General features: G+C 59.8%; 16 protein-coding genes. 8 read left to right on the plus strand and 8 right to left on the minus strand.

Going from position 1 to position 16,296, the window contains the following annotated elements; all coding sequences use genetic code 11:
* Window positions 1-11: 11 nt before the first annotated feature.
* The 5 genes from ACSQ16_RS16545 to ACSQ16_RS16565 form a co-directional block, all read right to left on the minus strand.
* Window positions 12-122, minus strand: coding sequence for a DUF2474 family protein (locus ACSQ16_RS16545; protein ID WP_243262284.1), 111 nt, complete (start codon window positions 120-122; stop codon window positions 12-14).
* On the minus strand, window positions 122-1,129 hold the full coding sequence (gene cydB / locus ACSQ16_RS16550) for a cytochrome d ubiquinol oxidase subunit II (RefSeq protein ID WP_243262283.1): 1,008 nt from the start codon (window positions 1,127-1,129) through the stop codon (window positions 122-124). Before cydB ends, ACSQ16_RS16545 begins: the two co-directional genes overlap by 1 nt.
* Window position 1,130: 1 nt before the next feature.
* Window positions 1,131-2,549, minus strand: a complete 1,419-nt coding sequence (locus ACSQ16_RS16555; protein ID WP_243262282.1) for a cytochrome ubiquinol oxidase subunit I — start codon at window positions 2,547-2,549, stop codon at window positions 1,131-1,133.
* Between the two features lie 90 nt (window positions 2,550-2,639).
* Window positions 2,640-3,989 carry a HAMP domain-containing sensor histidine kinase gene (locus tag ACSQ16_RS16560; RefSeq protein WP_243262281.1) on the minus strand — a complete coding sequence of 450 codons (1,350 nt, stop codon included), beginning with the start codon at window positions 3,987-3,989 and terminating at the stop codon, window positions 2,640-2,642.
* Window positions 3,986-4,657 carry a response regulator gene (locus tag ACSQ16_RS16565; RefSeq protein WP_093927275.1) on the minus strand — a complete coding sequence of 224 codons (672 nt, stop codon included), beginning with the start codon at window positions 4,655-4,657 and terminating at the stop codon, window positions 3,986-3,988. The genes ACSQ16_RS16560 and ACSQ16_RS16565 overlap by 4 nt, the downstream gene beginning before the upstream one ends.
* Window positions 4,658-4,819: 162 nt before the next feature.
* Between ACSQ16_RS16565 and ACSQ16_RS16570 the strand changes: the two genes are divergently transcribed.
* A complete protein-coding gene (locus tag ACSQ16_RS16570) occupies window positions 4,820-5,941 on the plus strand; it encodes a Do family serine endopeptidase (RefSeq protein WP_243262280.1) in 1,122 nt (373 codons plus the stop codon).
* 116 nt (window positions 5,942-6,057) lie between these two features.
* Here ACSQ16_RS16570 and ACSQ16_RS16575 read toward each other — a convergent pair whose 3' ends face one another.
* Together ACSQ16_RS16575 and ACSQ16_RS16580 are read right to left on the minus strand one after the other, a co-directional pair.
* Window positions 6,058-6,681, minus strand: a complete 624-nt coding sequence (locus ACSQ16_RS16575; RefSeq protein ID WP_093927073.1) for a response regulator transcription factor — start codon at window positions 6,679-6,681, stop codon at window positions 6,058-6,060.
* A 1-nt stretch (window position 6,682) separates the two neighbouring features.
* Window positions 6,683-9,205: a PAS domain-containing sensor histidine kinase gene (locus tag ACSQ16_RS16580; RefSeq protein WP_243262279.1), complete on the minus strand. Its 2,523-nt coding sequence runs from the start codon at window positions 9,203-9,205 to the stop codon at window positions 6,683-6,685.
* A 290-nt stretch (window positions 9,206-9,495) separates the two neighbouring features.
* Between ACSQ16_RS16580 and ACSQ16_RS16585 the strand changes: the two genes are divergently transcribed.
* Window positions 9,496-9,726: a hypothetical protein gene (locus ACSQ16_RS16585; RefSeq protein WP_243262278.1), complete on the plus strand. Its 231-nt coding sequence runs from the start codon at window positions 9,496-9,498 to the stop codon at window positions 9,724-9,726.
* Window positions 9,727-9,738: 12 nt separating this feature from the next.
* Here the strand turns inward: ACSQ16_RS16585 and ACSQ16_RS16590 are convergent, their stop codons facing one another.
* Window positions 9,739-10,344 carry a LuxR C-terminal-related transcriptional regulator gene (locus tag ACSQ16_RS16590; protein WP_243262277.1) on the minus strand — a complete coding sequence of 202 codons (606 nt, stop codon included), beginning with the start codon at window positions 10,342-10,344 and terminating at the stop codon, window positions 9,739-9,741.
* A 97-nt stretch (window positions 10,345-10,441) separates the two neighbouring features.
* On the opposite strand from ACSQ16_RS16590, the gene ACSQ16_RS16595 reads away from it, so the two are divergent.
* From ACSQ16_RS16595 to ACSQ16_RS16620, 6 genes are all read left to right on the plus strand, one after another.
* On the plus strand, window positions 10,442-11,641 hold the full coding sequence (locus ACSQ16_RS16595; RefSeq protein WP_243262276.1) for a substrate-binding domain-containing protein: 1,200 nt from the start codon (window positions 10,442-10,444) through the stop codon (window positions 11,639-11,641).
* An 84-nt stretch (window positions 11,642-11,725) separates the two neighbouring features.
* On the plus strand, window positions 11,726-12,493 hold the full coding sequence (locus ACSQ16_RS16600; protein WP_243262275.1) for an ABC transporter ATP-binding protein: 768 nt from the start codon (window positions 11,726-11,728) through the stop codon (window positions 12,491-12,493).
* On the plus strand, window positions 12,490-13,191 hold the full coding sequence (locus ACSQ16_RS16605) for an ABC transporter ATP-binding protein (protein WP_243262274.1): 702 nt from the start codon (window positions 12,490-12,492) through the stop codon (window positions 13,189-13,191). Before ACSQ16_RS16600 ends, ACSQ16_RS16605 begins: the two co-directional genes overlap by 4 nt.
* 11 nt (window positions 13,192-13,202) lie before the next feature.
* Complete coding sequence (locus ACSQ16_RS16610) at window positions 13,203-14,195, plus strand: branched-chain amino acid ABC transporter permease (protein ID WP_243262273.1); 993 nt, start codon at window positions 13,203-13,205, stop codon at window positions 14,193-14,195.
* 7 nt (window positions 14,196-14,202) lie between these two features.
* Window positions 14,203-15,276 (plus strand): branched-chain amino acid ABC transporter permease, encoded by a 1,074-nt coding sequence (locus ACSQ16_RS16615; RefSeq protein ID WP_243262272.1) that lies wholly within the window; start codon window positions 14,203-14,205, stop codon window positions 15,274-15,276.
* Window positions 15,273-16,121 (plus strand): alpha/beta fold hydrolase, encoded by an 849-nt coding sequence (locus ACSQ16_RS16620; RefSeq protein WP_435988572.1) that lies wholly within the window; start codon window positions 15,273-15,275, stop codon window positions 16,119-16,121. Before ACSQ16_RS16615 ends, ACSQ16_RS16620 begins: the two co-directional genes overlap by 4 nt.
* The last annotated feature ends 175 nt before the right edge of the window (window positions 16,122-16,296 follow it).

Below are 16,296 nucleotides of genomic sequence, written 5' to 3' on the forward strand. Positions count from 1 at the left end.
GCATCGCTGCGTCAGCCCGGCATGATTACCAGACGGATGCCATAGGCAACCACTGCCAGCAGCAACACGCTGGCCAGCCAAAGCGCCACGAACCAGCCGCTACGTTTCAGCCAATGGCGCATCAGTGATAGCCCTCCTCAGGGTCGATCTTGCCGCGGAACACCCAATAGGCGTAGGCGGTGTAGCTGAGTATCAGGGGCAGCAGCACCAGCGTACCGACCAGTGCGAAAGCAAGGCTTTCGTCGGGGGCGGCGGCATCGGCGATGGTCAGGCTTGGCGGCACCATATGCGGATAAAAACTGATCCCGATGCCGATGAACCCCAGAACAAAAAGCGCCTGCGCACAGAGGAACGGCTGAATGTCAGCCTTGCGTTGCAAACCGCGCAGCATCCCAAAGGCCGCAAGCGCGACCAAAAGCGGCACCAAACCGCTGAAGAGCGCGGTGGGCCACGCGAACCACCGCTCGAAGTAGACCGCATCGGTGAAGGGGGTCCAAAGGCTGACCAACCCCATAAAGACCAGCGTCGCCACCGCCAGCGGCCATGCCAAACGGCGCATATGCGCCTGAATGCGGCCTTCGAGCTTCATGTTAAGCCATGTCGCGCCCAGCAAAGCATAGCCCACGGTCACGGCCACGCCGGTCAAGATCGAAAAGGGCGTGAACCAATCCCACCAGCCACCCGCATAGGCGCGGCCTTCGATTTCGATCCCCTGCACCAGCGCGCCAAGAGCGATGCCCTGACAGAAGGAGGCCACCAGCGAGCCGCCAAAAAACGCCATGTCCCAAAGGGGTTTCCAACGCTTCGTGCGCCAACGGTACTCAAACGCCACGCCGCGAAAGATAAGGCCCAGGAGCATCAGGATGATCGGCATGTAAAGTGCAGGCATCACCACCGCATAGGCCAGCGGGAAGACGGCGAACAACCCGCCGCCGCCCAGCACCAGCCAAGTCTCATTGCCGTCCCAGATGGGCGCGACCGAGTTCATCATCACGTTACGCTCGCCTTCATCCTTGGTCATCGGGAACAACAGCCCCACGCCCAGATCAAACCCATCAAGGATGACATAGATCAGCACCGCAGCGGCGATGATCCCGGCCCAGATGAACGACAGTTCAAATCCCAACATCTCAGCTCTCCTTCGGTTTGCCGCGATGGGCGGCTTCTGCGCCAACAGCAAGCACGGGTCCATCGTCTTGTGCATCGTCGCGTTCGTCTTCAAGCGCGCGATCTACAACCGGTTTGCGCATCATGGCCAGAATGTACCAAGTGCCCGCGCCAAACACGAAGAAGTACACCACGATAAAGGCAATAAGCGAGGTTGCCACCGCCGGCGCCTCGACCGGGGCGAGGCTGTCAGAGGTCCGCAGCAGCCCGTAAACGGTGAAGGGCTGACGCCCCACTTCTGTTGTGATCCAGCCTGCCAGCACCGCAACAAAGCCGGTCGGCCCCATGAGCAGCGCCAGCCGATGCAACAGCGGCGAATCATAGAGCCGCCCCCGCAGCCGCGCCAGCGCAGCCCAAAGACCCAGCCCCAGCATGGCAAAGCCAAGTGCAATCATGATACGGAAGGACCAGAAGACAATCGCCACCGGCGGCTCATCCTCGTCCGGGATCGTATCCAACCCGTCCAAGGGCGCGTTCAGGTCGTGTTTGAGGATCAGCGATGACAGCTTGGGGATCTGAATGGCATAGTCGATGCGCTTTTCCTCGGGGTTCGGAATGCCGAACAGGATCAGCGGTGCACCGTCGGGGTGGCTATCGTAATGCCCCTCCATCGCCATGACCTTGGCGGGCTGATGCTCCAGCGTGTTAAGGCCATGCATGTCGCCCGCGAGAATTTGCAGCGGCGTGACCAACAGAAGCATCCACATCGCCATAGAGAACATCCGCCGCGCGGCCCGGTCGGCGTGATCGCGCAGCAAGTGCAAGCCACCGACCGCGCCCACGACCAGCGCCGTGGTCAGATAGGCCGCCAGCACCATATGGACCAACCGGTAGGGGAAGGACGGGTTGAACACGATCGCCCACCAATCCTCGGGCACGAATTGACCGACGTCATTAATGCCAAAGCCCGCAGGCGTCTGCATCCAACTGTTGACCGACAGGATCCATGTGGCCGAGGCCAGCGTGCCCAGTGCCACAAGTGCTGTGGCGAACATATGCAGCCCATCGCCGACCCGTTTGCGGCCAAAGAGCATGATGCCAAGGAAACCGGCCTCAAGAAAGAAGGCCGAAAGCACCTCATAGGCCATGAGCGGCCCGACGACCGGCCCGGCCTTGTCAGAAAACACCGACCAGTTTGTGCCAATCTGGTAGGACATGACGATGCCCGAGACGACCCCCATGCCAAAGGCCACGGCAAAGATTTTCTTCCAATAGTTAAAGAGCTTCAGATAGGTCTCTTCCCGTTTCCACAGCCAAAGCGCGTTAAGCACGGCCAGAAAACTTGCCAACCCGATTGAGAAAGCCGGGAAGATGATATGAAACGAAACCGTGAATGCAAACTGCACCCGCGCTAGGATTTCGGCGGTGTAACCGTCGAGCATGAGAAGCCCCCGCGTGTTGTTTCCTGACCTATATAGGACCGGGGGGGTGTAGAGGCACAGGCTAAATTGCCGCAGCCGCTGCCGGATCGCCTATCGCTCGAATGTCACCACCACACGCAGCCCCGGCGCGTTGTCGATGAGTTCCAGCCGTGCCCGGTGCAGTTTCACGACCCCATCGACCAGCGCCAGCCCCAGCCCATGGCCCGGCGTGCCCCGGCTGCGATCAAGCCGGTAGAGCCGCTGCAACACTTTGTCGCGGTCCTGCGCCGGAATGCCGGGGCCGCCATCTGCGACACTGAGTGTGACCTGACCCGCCGCCTGTTCCAGCGAAATGTCCACCGCCTCGGCGTCGCCAGAATGGCGCAGGGCATTCTCGATCAGATTGGCGATCATCTGACCCAGCAATGCACGGTCGCCTGTGACATGGGCAGGCGTCTTTGGCAGGGTGCAGATCAGGCGCTTGCCCTGTTCGCCCGCCGCGGGCTCATAAAGCTCGACCATGGTTCGGCACAGCGCGGTCAGATCGACGGGGGTGAAATGGGCGCGGGCATCGCCCTGCTCCACCTGCGCGAGTTGTAGCAGAGATTGAAAGATCGCGGCGATGCCGTCCAATTCGGCACGTGCACGGGCCAGCGGTTCGGTTCTGTTTTCGCCCGTGGCCTCGGCCCTGTCGAGATCGTCCAGATGCACCGAGACACGTTGGATCGGGGTTTTCAGGTCATGGGCGATATCCAGCGACACCTGCCGCAGCGCTGCCACCGACGTTTCCTGCGCCCGGGCCATTTGGTTGACCGCCTCACCGATGCGCAGGAGGTCGTCCGACCAGCGCGCACCCGGTGCCACCCGCGCGGTTAGATCGCCCGTGGTCAGCCGATCCAGCGTGCCGCGGATCACCTCGACATGCCGTTTGGATCGTCGGGCAAGGATCAACCCCCCTGAAAGTGCGATCAGCACCGTGGGCAACAGGCTCACCAGCAAGATATTTATAAAAACCTCGCGCAGGGCCGTGATCTCGGCCCGGCTGCGCGCGATGGTCAGAAGCCCGCCATAAAGCGTGTCGGTGAGCGTGAGGTAAACGCCGTCATATTGCGCCCGCGCCGCGCCGATTGAGACGATGTGATAGCCCTCGTTGTCCCGCGCGATGGCCCCGTTGCCATAGATGCGTCCGTTGGGACCGATGTAGCTAAGGATCAGCCGGTTGGGATCAGTCTCGCGCGATTCCGCCTCGACCAGCCGCGCCAATGCCGAGGCGCCCGGGGCGGCGCGAAAGCCTGCCATGTCCTGCGCTAGATCGGCGCGGATGGCCTGCTCGAACGACCGCTGCGTGACCGCATAGCTGGCGGCGAGGCTTAAAAGACTGACGATGGTGAACAAAAGCACCAGTAAAAGCGCCAACCGCAGCGGCATCGAACGCCACAGCCCCGCCAGCCGCGCCTTCACGCGTCGATCCTATAGCCCGCGCCGCGCACGGTCTGGATTAACTCGCTGTCAAAGGGCCGGTCGACCTTGGCTCGCAGGCGGCTGATATGGGTCTCGACCACATTGGTCATCGGGTCAAAGGAAATGTCCCAGACCGCCTCAAGCAGCATGGTTCGCGTTTGCACCCGGCCTTTCCGGCGCAGCAGATGCTCTAACAAAGCGAATTCGCGCGGCAGCAAATCGATGTCCTGCCCGGCCCGCGTTACCCGGCGGCTGATGAGGTCCATCGTCAAGTCGCCAGCGCGGAGGGTCGTTTCCTGCTCCAGCGCCTGCGGGCGACGTGCCAATGCGTTCACCCGCGCCGACAGTTCGCCAAAGGCGAAGGGTTTGACCAGATAATCATCCGCCCCGGCGTTCAGCCCATCAATCCGATCCTCCACCGCCCCCATCGCCGTGAGCAGCAACACCGGCGTGGCATTGCCCGCCCCGCGCAGGGTTTTCAACAGCGTCAGCCCGTCCAACTCAGGCAGCATCCGATCAAGGATCAGCACGTCATATTGCCCGGTGGTGGCCTGCACCAACCCGTCGCGGCCATCGGCCACCACATCCACGGCATGCCCCTCTTCGCGCAGGCCGCGCGCGATATAGGTGCTGGTGGTGGTATCGTCTTCGACAACAAGCAGTTTCATCGCGGTCTCATCTAGGTTCAGCCAAGAGGTAAGGCAATTCTGCCGCCCGCGCATCCCGCCACCTGCATTCTCACAGATTTGTATAGCGCCTGCGACGAAGCTGTAAAACGCGGCCCCCAGATAGGGGTCCAGAAACACTGAATGCACAGCAAGGAGCATCTCATGAACCAGACCTTTTCCAAGGCCCCCCGCGCCGCCGCCCTTGCGCTGAGCGCCGCCGTCGCCACGACCCCGATGCTGGCGCTTGCGCCCACAGCCGCGCTGGCCGTCCCGGCTGGCGGCTATGCCGACTTGGTCGAGGCCGTCTCTCCCGCCGTGGTCTTTATCGAAGTGACCGCGAAACAGCAAAGCGCACAGATCCAGCAGCAACTGCCCCCTGGCATGCCCGAAGAACTGCGCCGCCGGTTCGAGCAGATGTTGCCCGACCAGCACGGTGCCGAGGCGACTCCGCGCCAAGGTTTGGGGTCCGGTTTCATCATCTCCGAAGACGGTCAGATCGTGACCAACCATCATGTCGTGGCAGGCGCTGAAACGGTAACTGTGAAACTTGCCGATGGTCGTAGCTTTGACGCCGAAGTGGTCGGCAGTGATGCGATGACCGACATCGCGCTGCTCAAAGTCAAAGCGGATGTGGACCTCCCTAAGGTGGACTTTGGCACGTCCAAAACCCTGCGCGTCGGCGATGAAGTCGTCGCCGTGGGCAACCCCTTTGGCCTTGGCGGCACCGTGACCTCAGGCATTGTTTCGGCTCTGTCGCGTGACATCCAGGCCGGGCCGTTCGATGATTTCATCCAAACCGATGCGGCGATCAACCGTGGCAACTCTGGTGGGCCGCTGTTTAACAACGATGGCGAAGTCGTGGGCGTGAACACCGCGATCCTGTCGCCGGGCGGCGGCTCTGTCGGGATCGGCTTCTCGGTGCCTTCTGACCTTGTGCAGACCATCGTGGCTGATCTCGCCGATGACGGCTTGGTTGAGCGCGGCTGGCTGGGTGTGCAAATCCGACAGATGACCCCCGAGGTTGCCAATGTGCTGGGCTATGACAAGCCGCGCGGCGCGGTGATTGAGGCCATTAGCGAAGAAAGCCCTGCCGCCAAAGCGGGCCTTAAGAGAGGCGACATCATTCTATCCTTTGGCGAAACAGAGGTGGATGATCTGCGCGATCTGACGCGCGCCGTGGCCACCACAACACCAGAGAGCGCAGCGGAGGTTGTCGTCCTGCGCAAGGGCACGGAACAGACCCTTGAGGTGACCGTGGGCGCGCTGAAACCCAAGCCGGCGTGACCCATGCCTTCCCGGAAATCCTCATGCTGCCGGGAAGACCCCCAGCCCTTCCCCCCTCGCCGGGGCTGGGCATCCTGCCCCGGTGGTTTTCATGCTGCCGGGGCTTTTTGGTGCAGCTAACCACCTTCCGTCGTGGATGCACTGTGCAGATGAAACCGCACCAATTCCGCAACCGAATTAGCCTCTAGCTTGCGCATCACCCGTGCGCGATGCACCTCGACCGTCTTAACAGAAATATCCATCTCATTGCCTATTTCACGATTGGCCAACCCCGCTACTACGCGCTCGAACACGCGATGTTCTTGCGGGGTAAGTCGGGCCAGCAATTGCGCATTTTCGACGGCCACCTCTTTGCTTTTGCGCCGCGCTGCATCGGCCTGAAGGGCGGTGTTGATAAGGTCGAGCATGTTTTGATTGTTGAAGGGCTTTTCAATAAAATCTACCGCGCCAGCCTTCATCGCCTTGACCGCCGTCGACACATCGCCAAAAGCCGTCATCAGAATAAGCGGTATCTGGATGCCCCTTGCGTTTAGCGCCTTTTGCAATTCCAGACCACTCATCTCCGGCATGCGGACATCGCTGACCAGACAGCAGGTGCCAATATCCTCATACCCTTCAAGAAACTCAGCGGCCGAGCCAAAGGAAAGGGCGCGTAGCCCGACAGAGCCAAGCAACCACACCAACGAATCTCGCACGGCGGCGTCATCGTCGACAACGTAAACGATCCTGTCTTCAGTCATTCTACACCTGCACCTCAGCCGGTAGGCGAACGGACAGGCAGGCCCCCTCTGCATCAGATTTGGTCACGGCGATTGAGCCCCCATGCGAAAGCACGATCGTTTCGCAAATCGCCAACCCCACACCAAGGCCCTTGTCCTTGGTCGACCGGAAGGCGCTGAAAGCCGTTTGAGCGGGCATATCCGAAGCAAAGCCGCTCCCTCCGTCGGCCACGTCAACCACGATCTCACCCTCCGTGCAGCGGGCGGACAAAATGACTTCGGCATCGGGGCGGCCCGCGTCCCGGCAGGCATCAATGCCGTTCTTGATCAGATTGATCAGCAGTTGCTCAATCTCAATTCGGGCGCAGTGAAGTTCGGCATCATTGCATTGATCGTCGATCACCACAGTGACGCCGGTGGCAGAGCTTTCCGGCTGGATCAGCAGTTGAACCGAGCGGAGGATTTCGGTGAAGCCCACGGCAACACGATCTGCGTCATCGTTGTGCAGATAGTTCGACATGGACCGTAGGATGGCACTTGCACGCTCAGATTGCTTTTGCATGTTGTTAAGCACAGAGATCATGTCCTTTCTCTCAAGCTGGTCGTTTTCGGCCCGCAGCACACAGCCTGCGGCAAAATTATGAATAGCGGCTAAAGGTTGGTTCAATTCATGGGCGATGGCGGCCGTCATCTGGCCCAGCGTCTCGCGCCGGTTAAGCAATTGCAGCGCCGTTTCATGGCGGTGAAGCCGCTCTTCACGCTCAACCTTTTCGGTGATGTCAGAGGCAATCGTCAAAAGCCCCCCTGCGGCCACGGGATAATCCGTAACCTCCAACCAGCGCCCCTCTGACGACCGTGCGCGAAAGAATTTGGCGGGTGTGTTTCGACGGTCGCGCCGCTGTTCGCCCCAGCGAACTTTGCCTTCAGATGACATGGCCAATTTGCCGGTGCGCGTGAAATGCGCCAGTAGCTCATCAAAATGCCGACCAATGATATCACCGCCGATCCCAGCATAGGTTGCGCGGTATTTCTCGTTACAATAGACGAGCCGGTCGTTCCTGTCGAAAAGCGCGACCATCGTCGATATATTCTCAAACGCCAGCGCCAAAGCTTCCAACGCGCTTTTCCGCTCACTCTCCGCTGTAGCGATCCCTGTCATGTCAAAACAGGTGCCGCGATAGCCTGCCAATTGCGCGCTACTATCAAAAAATGGCTTACCCGACATGTCGATCAGGCGTTCCCGCCCATCGGCCAATGGGATCACCAGCCGCAAATCGCGAAACGGCGCCTGACGGGCCAGCCGCTGTTGCAACACATCATAGTCGCCCTTGCGCCGTGCAATATCGGCCTCCGTGAGTGTCTTGCCCAACTCGAAAATCGGTTTTTCGGCTTCGGTTTGACGGCCCCCGCCTGAAAGAAACGTAAACCGTCGGTGGACATCCATCTCCCACACCCAATCGGTCGCACTTTCGGTGAAATCGCGGAAACGGGTTTCGCTTTCGACCAGATCGCTCAGAACGTTCTGCTGGTCGGTCACATCTTGGATCGCGGCCAAAACATGCACGTTTGGCCCTCGGTCCACGCGGCGAATGCAGGCGCGTGCCTCGATCTGGCGGCCATTGGCGGTCAGAAACTTTATATTTTCGATCACGTCGCGCGTGCGGCTGTCCGCCATATGCAGATTGTTGCGGATAGTCGCACGGCTGCGCGGTTCAACGAACCCCTGTCCCTGTTGCCACATCTCGCGCAGGGTCTGCGCATCACGCCCTAGCAAAGTTTCTACCTCGGGTGAGACATCAATCAGTGCGCCCTCCTGATCCCATTCCAAATAACCCACCCCTGCGACATCGGCGGCAAGCGCATGTTTTGTCGCGCTGATCTCGGCCTCATAAACCGCGTCCTGCAAGGCGGAGCGCTCCATCACCATGACCAAAACGCCCACCACCTGCCCCCGGTCGGACAGCGGTTGATAGATCGCCGCCCCTTGGTTGCGGGTCAAAACCGGGCGGGAAAAATCAAAATGCCATGTCACCTGCCGCCCGGCCAAAGCCTTTTCAAGGTTGGCGGTTATTTCGTCCAACAATTCAGGTGGAACGATCCGAGAAAGATGCTGGCCCACAATATCACGCGCCGGTCGCCCAAAGGACGCGCTATAGGCATCGTTGACAAAAGCGTAAGTCATATCAGGCGTGAGGAAGGCCGCTTGGACAGGCAGATCATTCAGCAGATCGGGCAATTTCCTGCGGGTCTCTTCGCTACCGCCGCCGCCCTGCTGTTTGCGGTGGTTGCGCGCAACCCGCCAGACTTGGGCCACCAGCACAGCAAACGCCGCAGTCGCCAAGACAAGTTCAACCGGATCACGATAGAAAACGCCGCGCGGATCTTGCGCCGATGCAAGCACCACAAGGATGTCCAATAGTAATACCGCAACTGCGCCGAACACGCCAAAGCGGTTCACCGGGTCGCCGATTTGTCTGGCGATCATCACGCAGGTCAAAACCAGTCCGCACAGCGCAATCATTGTGAACGCTGCGACAAAGCTCATGTGGCACCTCTACTTTCACAAAGAAAGTCGGTCTTTTCCGCCGCCCTGTCTATTGGGGAAAACCCTCATAGCGGCTAGCAAGGCTATCCCTGCAACCTCATCGTACCGCCATGCGAAACAAATGCGTAAAAATAAAAGGCGTAATTTCAGCGCCTTGCTTCGGATTATTAGGGATAACCCCGATTTACTTGGGGACAACGCCCAATTGGCGCAAAAACTGTAGGGCAGTAGTTTGCCCCGCAACCACGGGTTCTGCCGTGCGATTTGGGTTCAAAATTCGGATTAGCTAAATGAAAAATAGCCAACGCTGCGCGTCAGAAACATCTGACGAAGTGCAAAAGCCATACAAACCTCCGACGGAAACAGATCTGGTGGAAATTCGCAGTCTCTATGCCCAAGCCGATGCAATGGCCGAAGCCGCAGAGGAGTCACCACAGTGTTGCGGCGAAGGGGAAACCCCACACAGCGCTTCGCCCCCGATGTCATCGCAGCAGGGCGATGAACGGGGTGACACCGACTGAAACGAGTGCCGGTCACTTTTGGCTGTTGGACACCACATGTTCACTGTCGATGCTGCCGAGCGAGTGAAACAGCCCAGAGGTATTGTTCACGCCGAATTTCTTTAGCAATTTGGCGCGATAAACCTCAACCGTGCGGTGGGAAATTTCAAGCTTGATGGCAATTTCCTTGCTGGTCAGCCCCTCGGCCAGATGGCTTAAAATTTCACGCTCTCGCCGAGTGAGCGGCAGATAGGGCCGCTCACCCGACAGGTCGGCAAAGCTCCAAACTGCGCGGTCCAGCGGGCTTTCCGGGGTAAAGGAATGGCCCCGCACCCGGCACCAGAAGAGGCTACCATCGCGGCGCGCCATGATGCGCTCATCCCAATAGGTGTTGGTCTCGCGCAGTTGCACCACGCCCCGGTCGCGGATGTTTACGAACTCTTCATCCGACGGATATAGCACCGAAAACCATTGGTCGCGCAGGGCCGTACGTTCATAGCCAAACATCTGTGCAAAGGCGATGTTGCATTCGCGGATCACCCTGTTCTCCGTCACCACCAGACCGATGGGTGCATGCACGAAGGCCAGTTCAGCGAATTGCCCATCGCGGAAGCAGTCATCGGTACGTATTTCCACCATCTTGCCCCAATCATCTCTTTCTCGGATGCTCGAAACTCAAGCTAGTCGACGGGGGGAGACGGTGCAACAACGCGCTGGCCCGTCCAGGGAGGATACCATGAAGACACTCACGCGGATTGCCGCCGTGACGGCAAGTGTTGCGGCATTTGCCAGCGCGGCATGGGCGCAAGACCCGATCAAGATCGCACTCGTGCACGGGATCTCGGGCAGCAGTTTCGAAGCCTTCTCCAAACAGGCGCAAACCGGTTTCGAGCTGGGCATCGAATACGCCACCGACGGGACCAATACTGTCAAAGGCCACAAGATCGAGCTGATCGTCAAGGACACGCAATTCAAACCCGATGTCGCCCGCGCCGTATTGGCCGAAGCCTACGGCGACGACGAGGTTCTGATGGCCATCGGCTCGACCTCATCAGGCGTCGCCAAGGGTATGCTGCCCATCGCCGAGGAATATGAGAAGATCTTGATCGTAGAGCCTGCGGTCGCTGATAGCCTCACCGGGCCAGACAGCAACCGCTACGTCTTCAAAACCTCGCGCAACTCTTCGATGGACATGCAGGCGCAGGCCTTGGCGCTGAAGCCCGATGAGAACCTCTTTGTCGCCACCATCGCCGAAGATTACGCCTTTGGCCATGACGGGATCGACGCGTTTAAAGCAGCGCTTGACGGCACAGGCGCAACCGTGGTGACCGAGGAATTCGTGCCCCAAGGCACCGCTGATTTCACTGCCGCAGCCGAGCGTATGTTCAATGCGCTGAAGGACAAGGAAGGCCGCAAGGTGATCCTTGTCTATATCGCTGGGGGCGGCGACGCGCCGGGAAAAATTCAGGCGCTTGATCCATCGCGACATGGCATTGAGATTTCCATGGGCGGGCATATCCTGCCTGTACTGCCAACCTACAAGCGTTTCCCCGGCATGGAAGGCGCGGTTTACTACTACTATGAAGCCTACAAAAATCCGGTGAACGATTGGCTGGTCAAAACCCATCAGGAACGGTTCGACGGCCCGCCAGACTTCTTCACTGCGGGTGGCATGTCGGCAGCGCTTGCCGCCGTCAAAGCGATTGAAACAGCCGACAGCCTAGAAACCGAAGACCTGATCGCCGCGATGGAAGGCATGTCTTGGGAGACACCCAAAGGCACCATGACCTTCCGCCCCGAAGACCATCAGGCGCTGCAGTCCATGGTCCACTTCAAAATCCGCGTTGATGAGAACGTCGATTGGGCGATCCCCGATCTGGTGCGCATCATCGAAGCGGACGAGATGGACATCCCCATCGGCCGCACCAACGACTGATCGCACTCCCGGCTGGCCTGCCCGACCCGTCGCATGCGGTGGGCCAGCCCCTCTGTGCCAATTTCCGTACCAAAGGTTTTTCAGATGTCCACGCCGTCACTCATCACGCGCGATCTGACCATTCGCTTTGGCGGTCACGTCGCCGTCAATCAGGTCTCTTGTGCCTTCCATCCCGGTGAACTCACGGTGATCGTCGGGCCGAACGGGGCCGGGAAAACCACCTATTTCAATCTGATCTCAGGCCAGCTCACCGCGACCTCGGGCAAGGTATTGAAAGGCGAGGTCGATCTGACCCGTATGCCACCCTCGGCGCGCGCGCGGCAAGGTGTGGGCCGCGCCTTTCAATTGACCAATCTCTTCCCGCAACTCTCTGTTTTGGAGAACATTCGCCTCGCCGTTCAGGCGCGTGAGGGGGACGGCTGGCGGCTGCTGCGCCCGGTATATCGCTTCACCAAACTGACCCAAGACGCGGAGCACTACCTAGAGGCGACCCGCCTATCCCGCGTCGCCCATCTGCCCGCCGCCGCCCTGCCCCACGGTGACCAGCGCAAGCTGGAAGTGGCGCTGCTGATGGCAATGGAACCTGACATTTACATGTTCGATGAACCCACCGCGGGCATGTCACTGGACCACGCGCCCGATGTGCTGGAGTTAATCGCCCAGATCAAATCCGACCCGTCCAAAACCGTGCTGCTGGTCGAGCATAAGATGGATGTGGTGCGCGCGCTGGCAGACCGGATCATCGTCTTGCACAACGGCGAATTGCTGGCCGATGGCGCCCCAACCGAGGTCATGGAAAGCCAGATCGTGCGCGATGTCTACCTCGGCACCGCCACGGAGGAGACGGCATGAGCCTGCTGACCCTCAACCAGATGAAAACCGACATCGGCCAATATGCCGTGCTCCATGATGTGAGCCTTGAGGTGCCCGAGGGCGGCGTCTTTGTTCTTCTGGGCCGCAATGGAGCGGGCAAGACAACCACGCTCCGCTCGATCATGAGGCTGTGGAAACCCGCGCCGGGTTCGGTGCGCTTTGACGGCCAAGACATCACCGGGCTGCACACCGCCGACATTGCACGCCTTGGCATAGCCTATGTGCCCGAGAACATGGGGATCTTCGGCAATCTGACAGTTGAAGAAAACCTGATCCTCGCCACGGCGAAGGGGCATTTCGATGCCGCGCGCCTGAAACGCATCACTACACTTTTCCCGGCTCTAGAGCGGTTCTGGACCAAACAGGCTTGGTCACTTTCGGGCGGGCAAAAGCAGATGCTGTCTGTCGCCCGCGCCATTGTTGAGCCGCGCCGCTTGATCTTAATCGACGAGCCGACCAAGGGCCTCGCCCCTGCCATCGTCGCCGCCATGGCCGAAGCCTTTACCGAGATTTCACGTGAAGCAACGCTTCTGCTTGTCGAACAAAATTTTCATTTCGCCCGCAGCATTGGCCGCGACATGGCAGTGATTGACGACGGCCGCGTTGTGCACAGCGGCAGCATGGCCGAATTCGCCGCCGACAAACCATTGCAAGACCGGCTGTTGGGCCTGTCGTGATGAGGAAGAACATGGACCGCATTTCAGATATCATGGGCCGGTTCGGCGGGGTCTACCTGCTCCCGCTCGCCCTCGCCGCTTTGGCCTTTCTGCTAATCGGCGCGCCTTCTTCTTGGGCCACGCTGACCGTCGCGGGGCTGGCAATGGGAATGATGGTGTTTCTCATGGCTTCGGGCCTCAGCCTGATCTTTGGGCTGATGGATGTGCTGAACTTCGGCCACTCGGCCTTTGTAAGCTTTGGTGCTTTCGTCGCCGCCTCTGTCCTCGCGGCCCTCAGCGGGTGGCTGGGAGCTGATAACGTGCTCCTTAACATCGTCGCACTGACCCTCGCGATCATCGCGGCCATGTCCTTTGGCCTTGCCGCCGGGTGGTTCTTTGAAACGGTCATCATCCGCCCCGTTTACCACGACCACCTGCGGCAAATCCTGATCACTATGGGCGCGCTGATCGTGTCCGAGCAGATCATCCTCGCGGTTTGGGGCGGCACGCCGATCACCGTTCTGCGTCCGCAGTTCCTTGAAGGGGCGTGGATCATTGGCGACGTGAGCATCGAAATCTACCGCATCTTTGCCTTTGGTCTTGGTCTTGCTGCCTTTATCGGCCTCTACCTTGTGTTGAACCGCACGCGTCTGGGCCTACTGGTCCGCGCAGGCGTCGAAAACCGCGAGATGGTAGAGGCGCTTGGCTTTCGTATCGACCGGCTTTTCATCGGCGTCTTTATGGTCGGCTCGGCGCTGGCAGCTGTCGGCGGTGCGATGTGGGCGGGGTATGAGACGCTGATCACGCCTGCGCTTGGGGGCGAGATGATGATCGTCGTTTTCATCGTCGTCATCATCGGTGGGCTTGGCTCTATCGAAGGCACGCTCTTGGGGGCGCTGTTGGTCGGGCTGACCGCGAATTACGTAGGGTTTCTGGCGCCAAAGCTGGCTTTGGCCAGCAATATGATCCTGATGACGGCGATCCTGCTGTGGCGGCCTAACGGCCTGCGTCCGGCGGTGAAGTGAGATGAATATGCACAGCAAATCAACCTATGGCACCATTGCCGTGAAAACCGCCGTGTTGCTGATCGCCGCCCTGCTGCTGTTTGCGCCGTTTCTGTTTCAGGACGTGCGCGCGCTAGAGGTCGCCGCCCGCATCTGTATCTTCATTGTGTTAGTGGCCAGCTATGACCTGTTGATCGGCTATACCGGCATCGTCAGTTTTGCCCATACGATGTTTTTCGGCTTCGGCGCTTACGGTGCCGCCATCGCCCTGCGCCAGATGGGGCCGGGCTGGGACGCTGTGGCTATAGGCGCTTTGGCGGGTGTGCTGGTCTCGCTGGTGGTGGCCACGGGCGTCGGGCTGTTGAGCCTGCGGGTCAAAGCGATCTTCTTCGCGATGATCACATTGGCGACCGCTTCGGTCGCGCTTGTGCTGGCCTCGCAACTGTCGCAATTTACCGGTGGCGAAGACGGCATCACCTACCGCGTGCCGGACCTGTTCAAACCCGCGACAAAACTGATGGTGGATGAAACCGGCAAGGTGGCGCGGCTTTTCGGCGTGAAACTCAATGGCAAGCTTGCGGCCTATTACTTTGTGTTTTTCACCTCGCTGGCGCTGTTCTTGCTGATGTTGCGGGTGGTGGCGGCGCCGTTAGGGTCCGTTCTGAAAGCCATCCGCGAGAACGAAGCCCGCGCCGAAGCCATTGGCTACCGCGTCGTGGCCTACCGCACATTCGTCTTCTGTCTGTCAGCCGCCGTCGCGTCGCTGGCGGGAACGATATATGCCGTCTGGCTGAAATACACCGGGCCGGACACCACGCTGAGCTTTGCCATCATGATCGACATTCTACTGATGGTGGTGATTGGCGGCATGGGCACGATGTGGGGCGCGGTTGTTGGTGCGGTGCTGATGGTCATGGCGCAATACTATTTGCGTGACCTCATGGGGGCTGCCGCAGAAACCACCGCCAACATTCCATTGCTACCCGATTTGCTCGACCCCGACCGCTGGCTCTTCTGGCTTGGCATTATATTTATCTTGCTGGTCTATTTCTTCCCTCGGGGGATCACCGGCACCATCATGCAAAAGGGTGCGCGCTTATGACCTCCCCCTGTTTTCGCTTTGTCCCTGTAATGGACCACGAAATTCACGTCACCGAATGGGGCGATCCCAGCAAACCTGCGCTGATGATGCTGCACGGGCTGGCGCGCACAGGGCGCGACTTTGATGAGGTCGCAGCCGCGCTATCGGATAATTTCTATGTGCTTTGCCTCGATATGATTGGACGGGGCATGTCGAGTTGGTCGCGCAACCCCGAAGCTGAATACGCGGTCGAATACTACGCGGGCATCACAACTGATGTGATGGATCACTACCAGATTGACCGCGCGGCGTGGTTTGGCACCTCGCTTGGCGGTATGATCGGGATGCACATCGCCTCTGGGCAAGACTCTGACCGGATCAGCGCCTTGGTGGTGAACGACATCAGCCCCGAACTGCCCGCCGCGGCGGTTGATCGGATCTTGTCCTATGTCGGCAGCCTGCCGGATTTTAGCTGTTTTGCCGAAGGAGAGGCGTGGCTGCGCCAAACCTACGCGCCCTTTGGCCCGGCTGCGGATGCCTTTTGGCAGCGCATGGCGCGGTCGTCGCTGCGGCGCCGTGGCGACGGGCGGCTGACGCTTCATTATGACCCACGGATCACCGTGCAATTCACTGCCTCTGCACATGAGCTTTCTACTTGGGACCGCTGGGCGCAGATCACCACGCCAACCCATCTGCTGCGCGGCGCGCAATCCGATCTGTTGCTGCCTGAGGCCGCCAAGCGCATGACCCAAAGCGGCCCGCGCCCCGACGTGACCGAGTTTCCCGATTGCGGTCACGCGCCCAACATGTCCAACCCCGCGGATATCTCCCTGCTGCGCGGTATTCTCCTTGAAACGCTGGGTTAGACTGACGTGCGGTGCTGTCCCTGCCTTTTGCAAAATTGACGCTGTTACAGCTTTTGCCAACATTTCGCCATTTTTTTTGCACCCGCAACCGGCAGTACAGTCTATTAAGCAATAAGGGGGCGGACCCGGCCCATAGAAGGCCGGGGCGCGGAGGATAGGGCAGGTTTGGGCAAAC

This window comes from Sulfitobacter sp. SH24, assembly GCF_965641895.1.
In the GTDB taxonomy this organism is placed as follows: domain Bacteria; phylum Pseudomonadota; class Alphaproteobacteria; order Rhodobacterales; family Rhodobacteraceae; genus Sulfitobacter; species Sulfitobacter dubius.

What these genes read in the sequence shown, in the direction of transcription:
- ACSQ16_RS16555 (WP_243262282.1), bottom strand. Translation starts at nt 2,549, where the DNA reads ATGCTCGACGGTTACACCGCCGAAATCCTAGCGCGGGTGCAGTTTGCA.
- ACSQ16_RS16595 (WP_243262276.1), top strand. Translation starts at nt 10,442, where the DNA reads ATGAAGACACTCACGCGGATTGCCGCCGTGACGGCAAGTGTTGCGGCA.
- ACSQ16_RS16570 (WP_243262280.1), top strand. Translation starts at nt 4,820, where the DNA reads ATGAACCAGACCTTTTCCAAGGCCCCCCGCGCCGCCGCCCTTGCGCTG.
- ACSQ16_RS16610 (WP_243262273.1), top strand. Translation starts at nt 13,203, where the DNA reads ATGGACCGCATTTCAGATATCATGGGCCGGTTCGGCGGGGTCTACCTG.
- ACSQ16_RS16585 (WP_243262278.1), top strand. Translation starts at nt 9,496, where the DNA reads ATGAAAAATAGCCAACGCTGCGCGTCAGAAACATCTGACGAAGTGCAA.
- ACSQ16_RS16620 (WP_435988572.1), top strand. Translation starts at nt 15,273, where the DNA reads ATGACCTCCCCCTGTTTTCGCTTTGTCCCTGTAATGGACCACGAAATT.
- cydB (WP_243262283.1), bottom strand. Translation starts at nt 1,129, where the DNA reads ATGTTGGGATTTGAACTGTCGTTCATCTGGGCCGGGATCATCGCCGCT.
- ACSQ16_RS16590 (WP_243262277.1), bottom strand. Translation starts at nt 10,344, where the DNA reads ATGGTGGAAATACGTACCGATGACTGCTTCCGCGATGGGCAATTCGCT.
- ACSQ16_RS16545 (WP_243262284.1), bottom strand. Translation starts at nt 122, where the DNA reads ATGCGCCATTGGCTGAAACGTAGCGGCTGGTTCGTGGCGCTTTGGCTG.
- ACSQ16_RS16600 (WP_243262275.1), top strand. Translation starts at nt 11,726, where the DNA reads ATGTCCACGCCGTCACTCATCACGCGCGATCTGACCATTCGCTTTGGC.
- ACSQ16_RS16565 (WP_093927275.1), bottom strand. Translation starts at nt 4,657, where the DNA reads ATGAAACTGCTTGTTGTCGAAGACGATACCACCACCAGCACCTATATC.
- ACSQ16_RS16605 (WP_243262274.1), top strand. Translation starts at nt 12,490, where the DNA reads ATGAGCCTGCTGACCCTCAACCAGATGAAAACCGACATCGGCCAATAT.
- ACSQ16_RS16615 (WP_243262272.1), top strand. Translation starts at nt 14,203, where the DNA reads ATGCACAGCAAATCAACCTATGGCACCATTGCCGTGAAAACCGCCGTG.
- ACSQ16_RS16575 (WP_093927073.1), bottom strand. Translation starts at nt 6,681, where the DNA reads ATGACTGAAGACAGGATCGTTTACGTTGTCGACGATGACGCCGCCGTG.
- ACSQ16_RS16580 (WP_243262279.1), bottom strand. Translation starts at nt 9,205, where the DNA reads ATGAGCTTTGTCGCAGCGTTCACAATGATTGCGCTGTGCGGACTGGTT.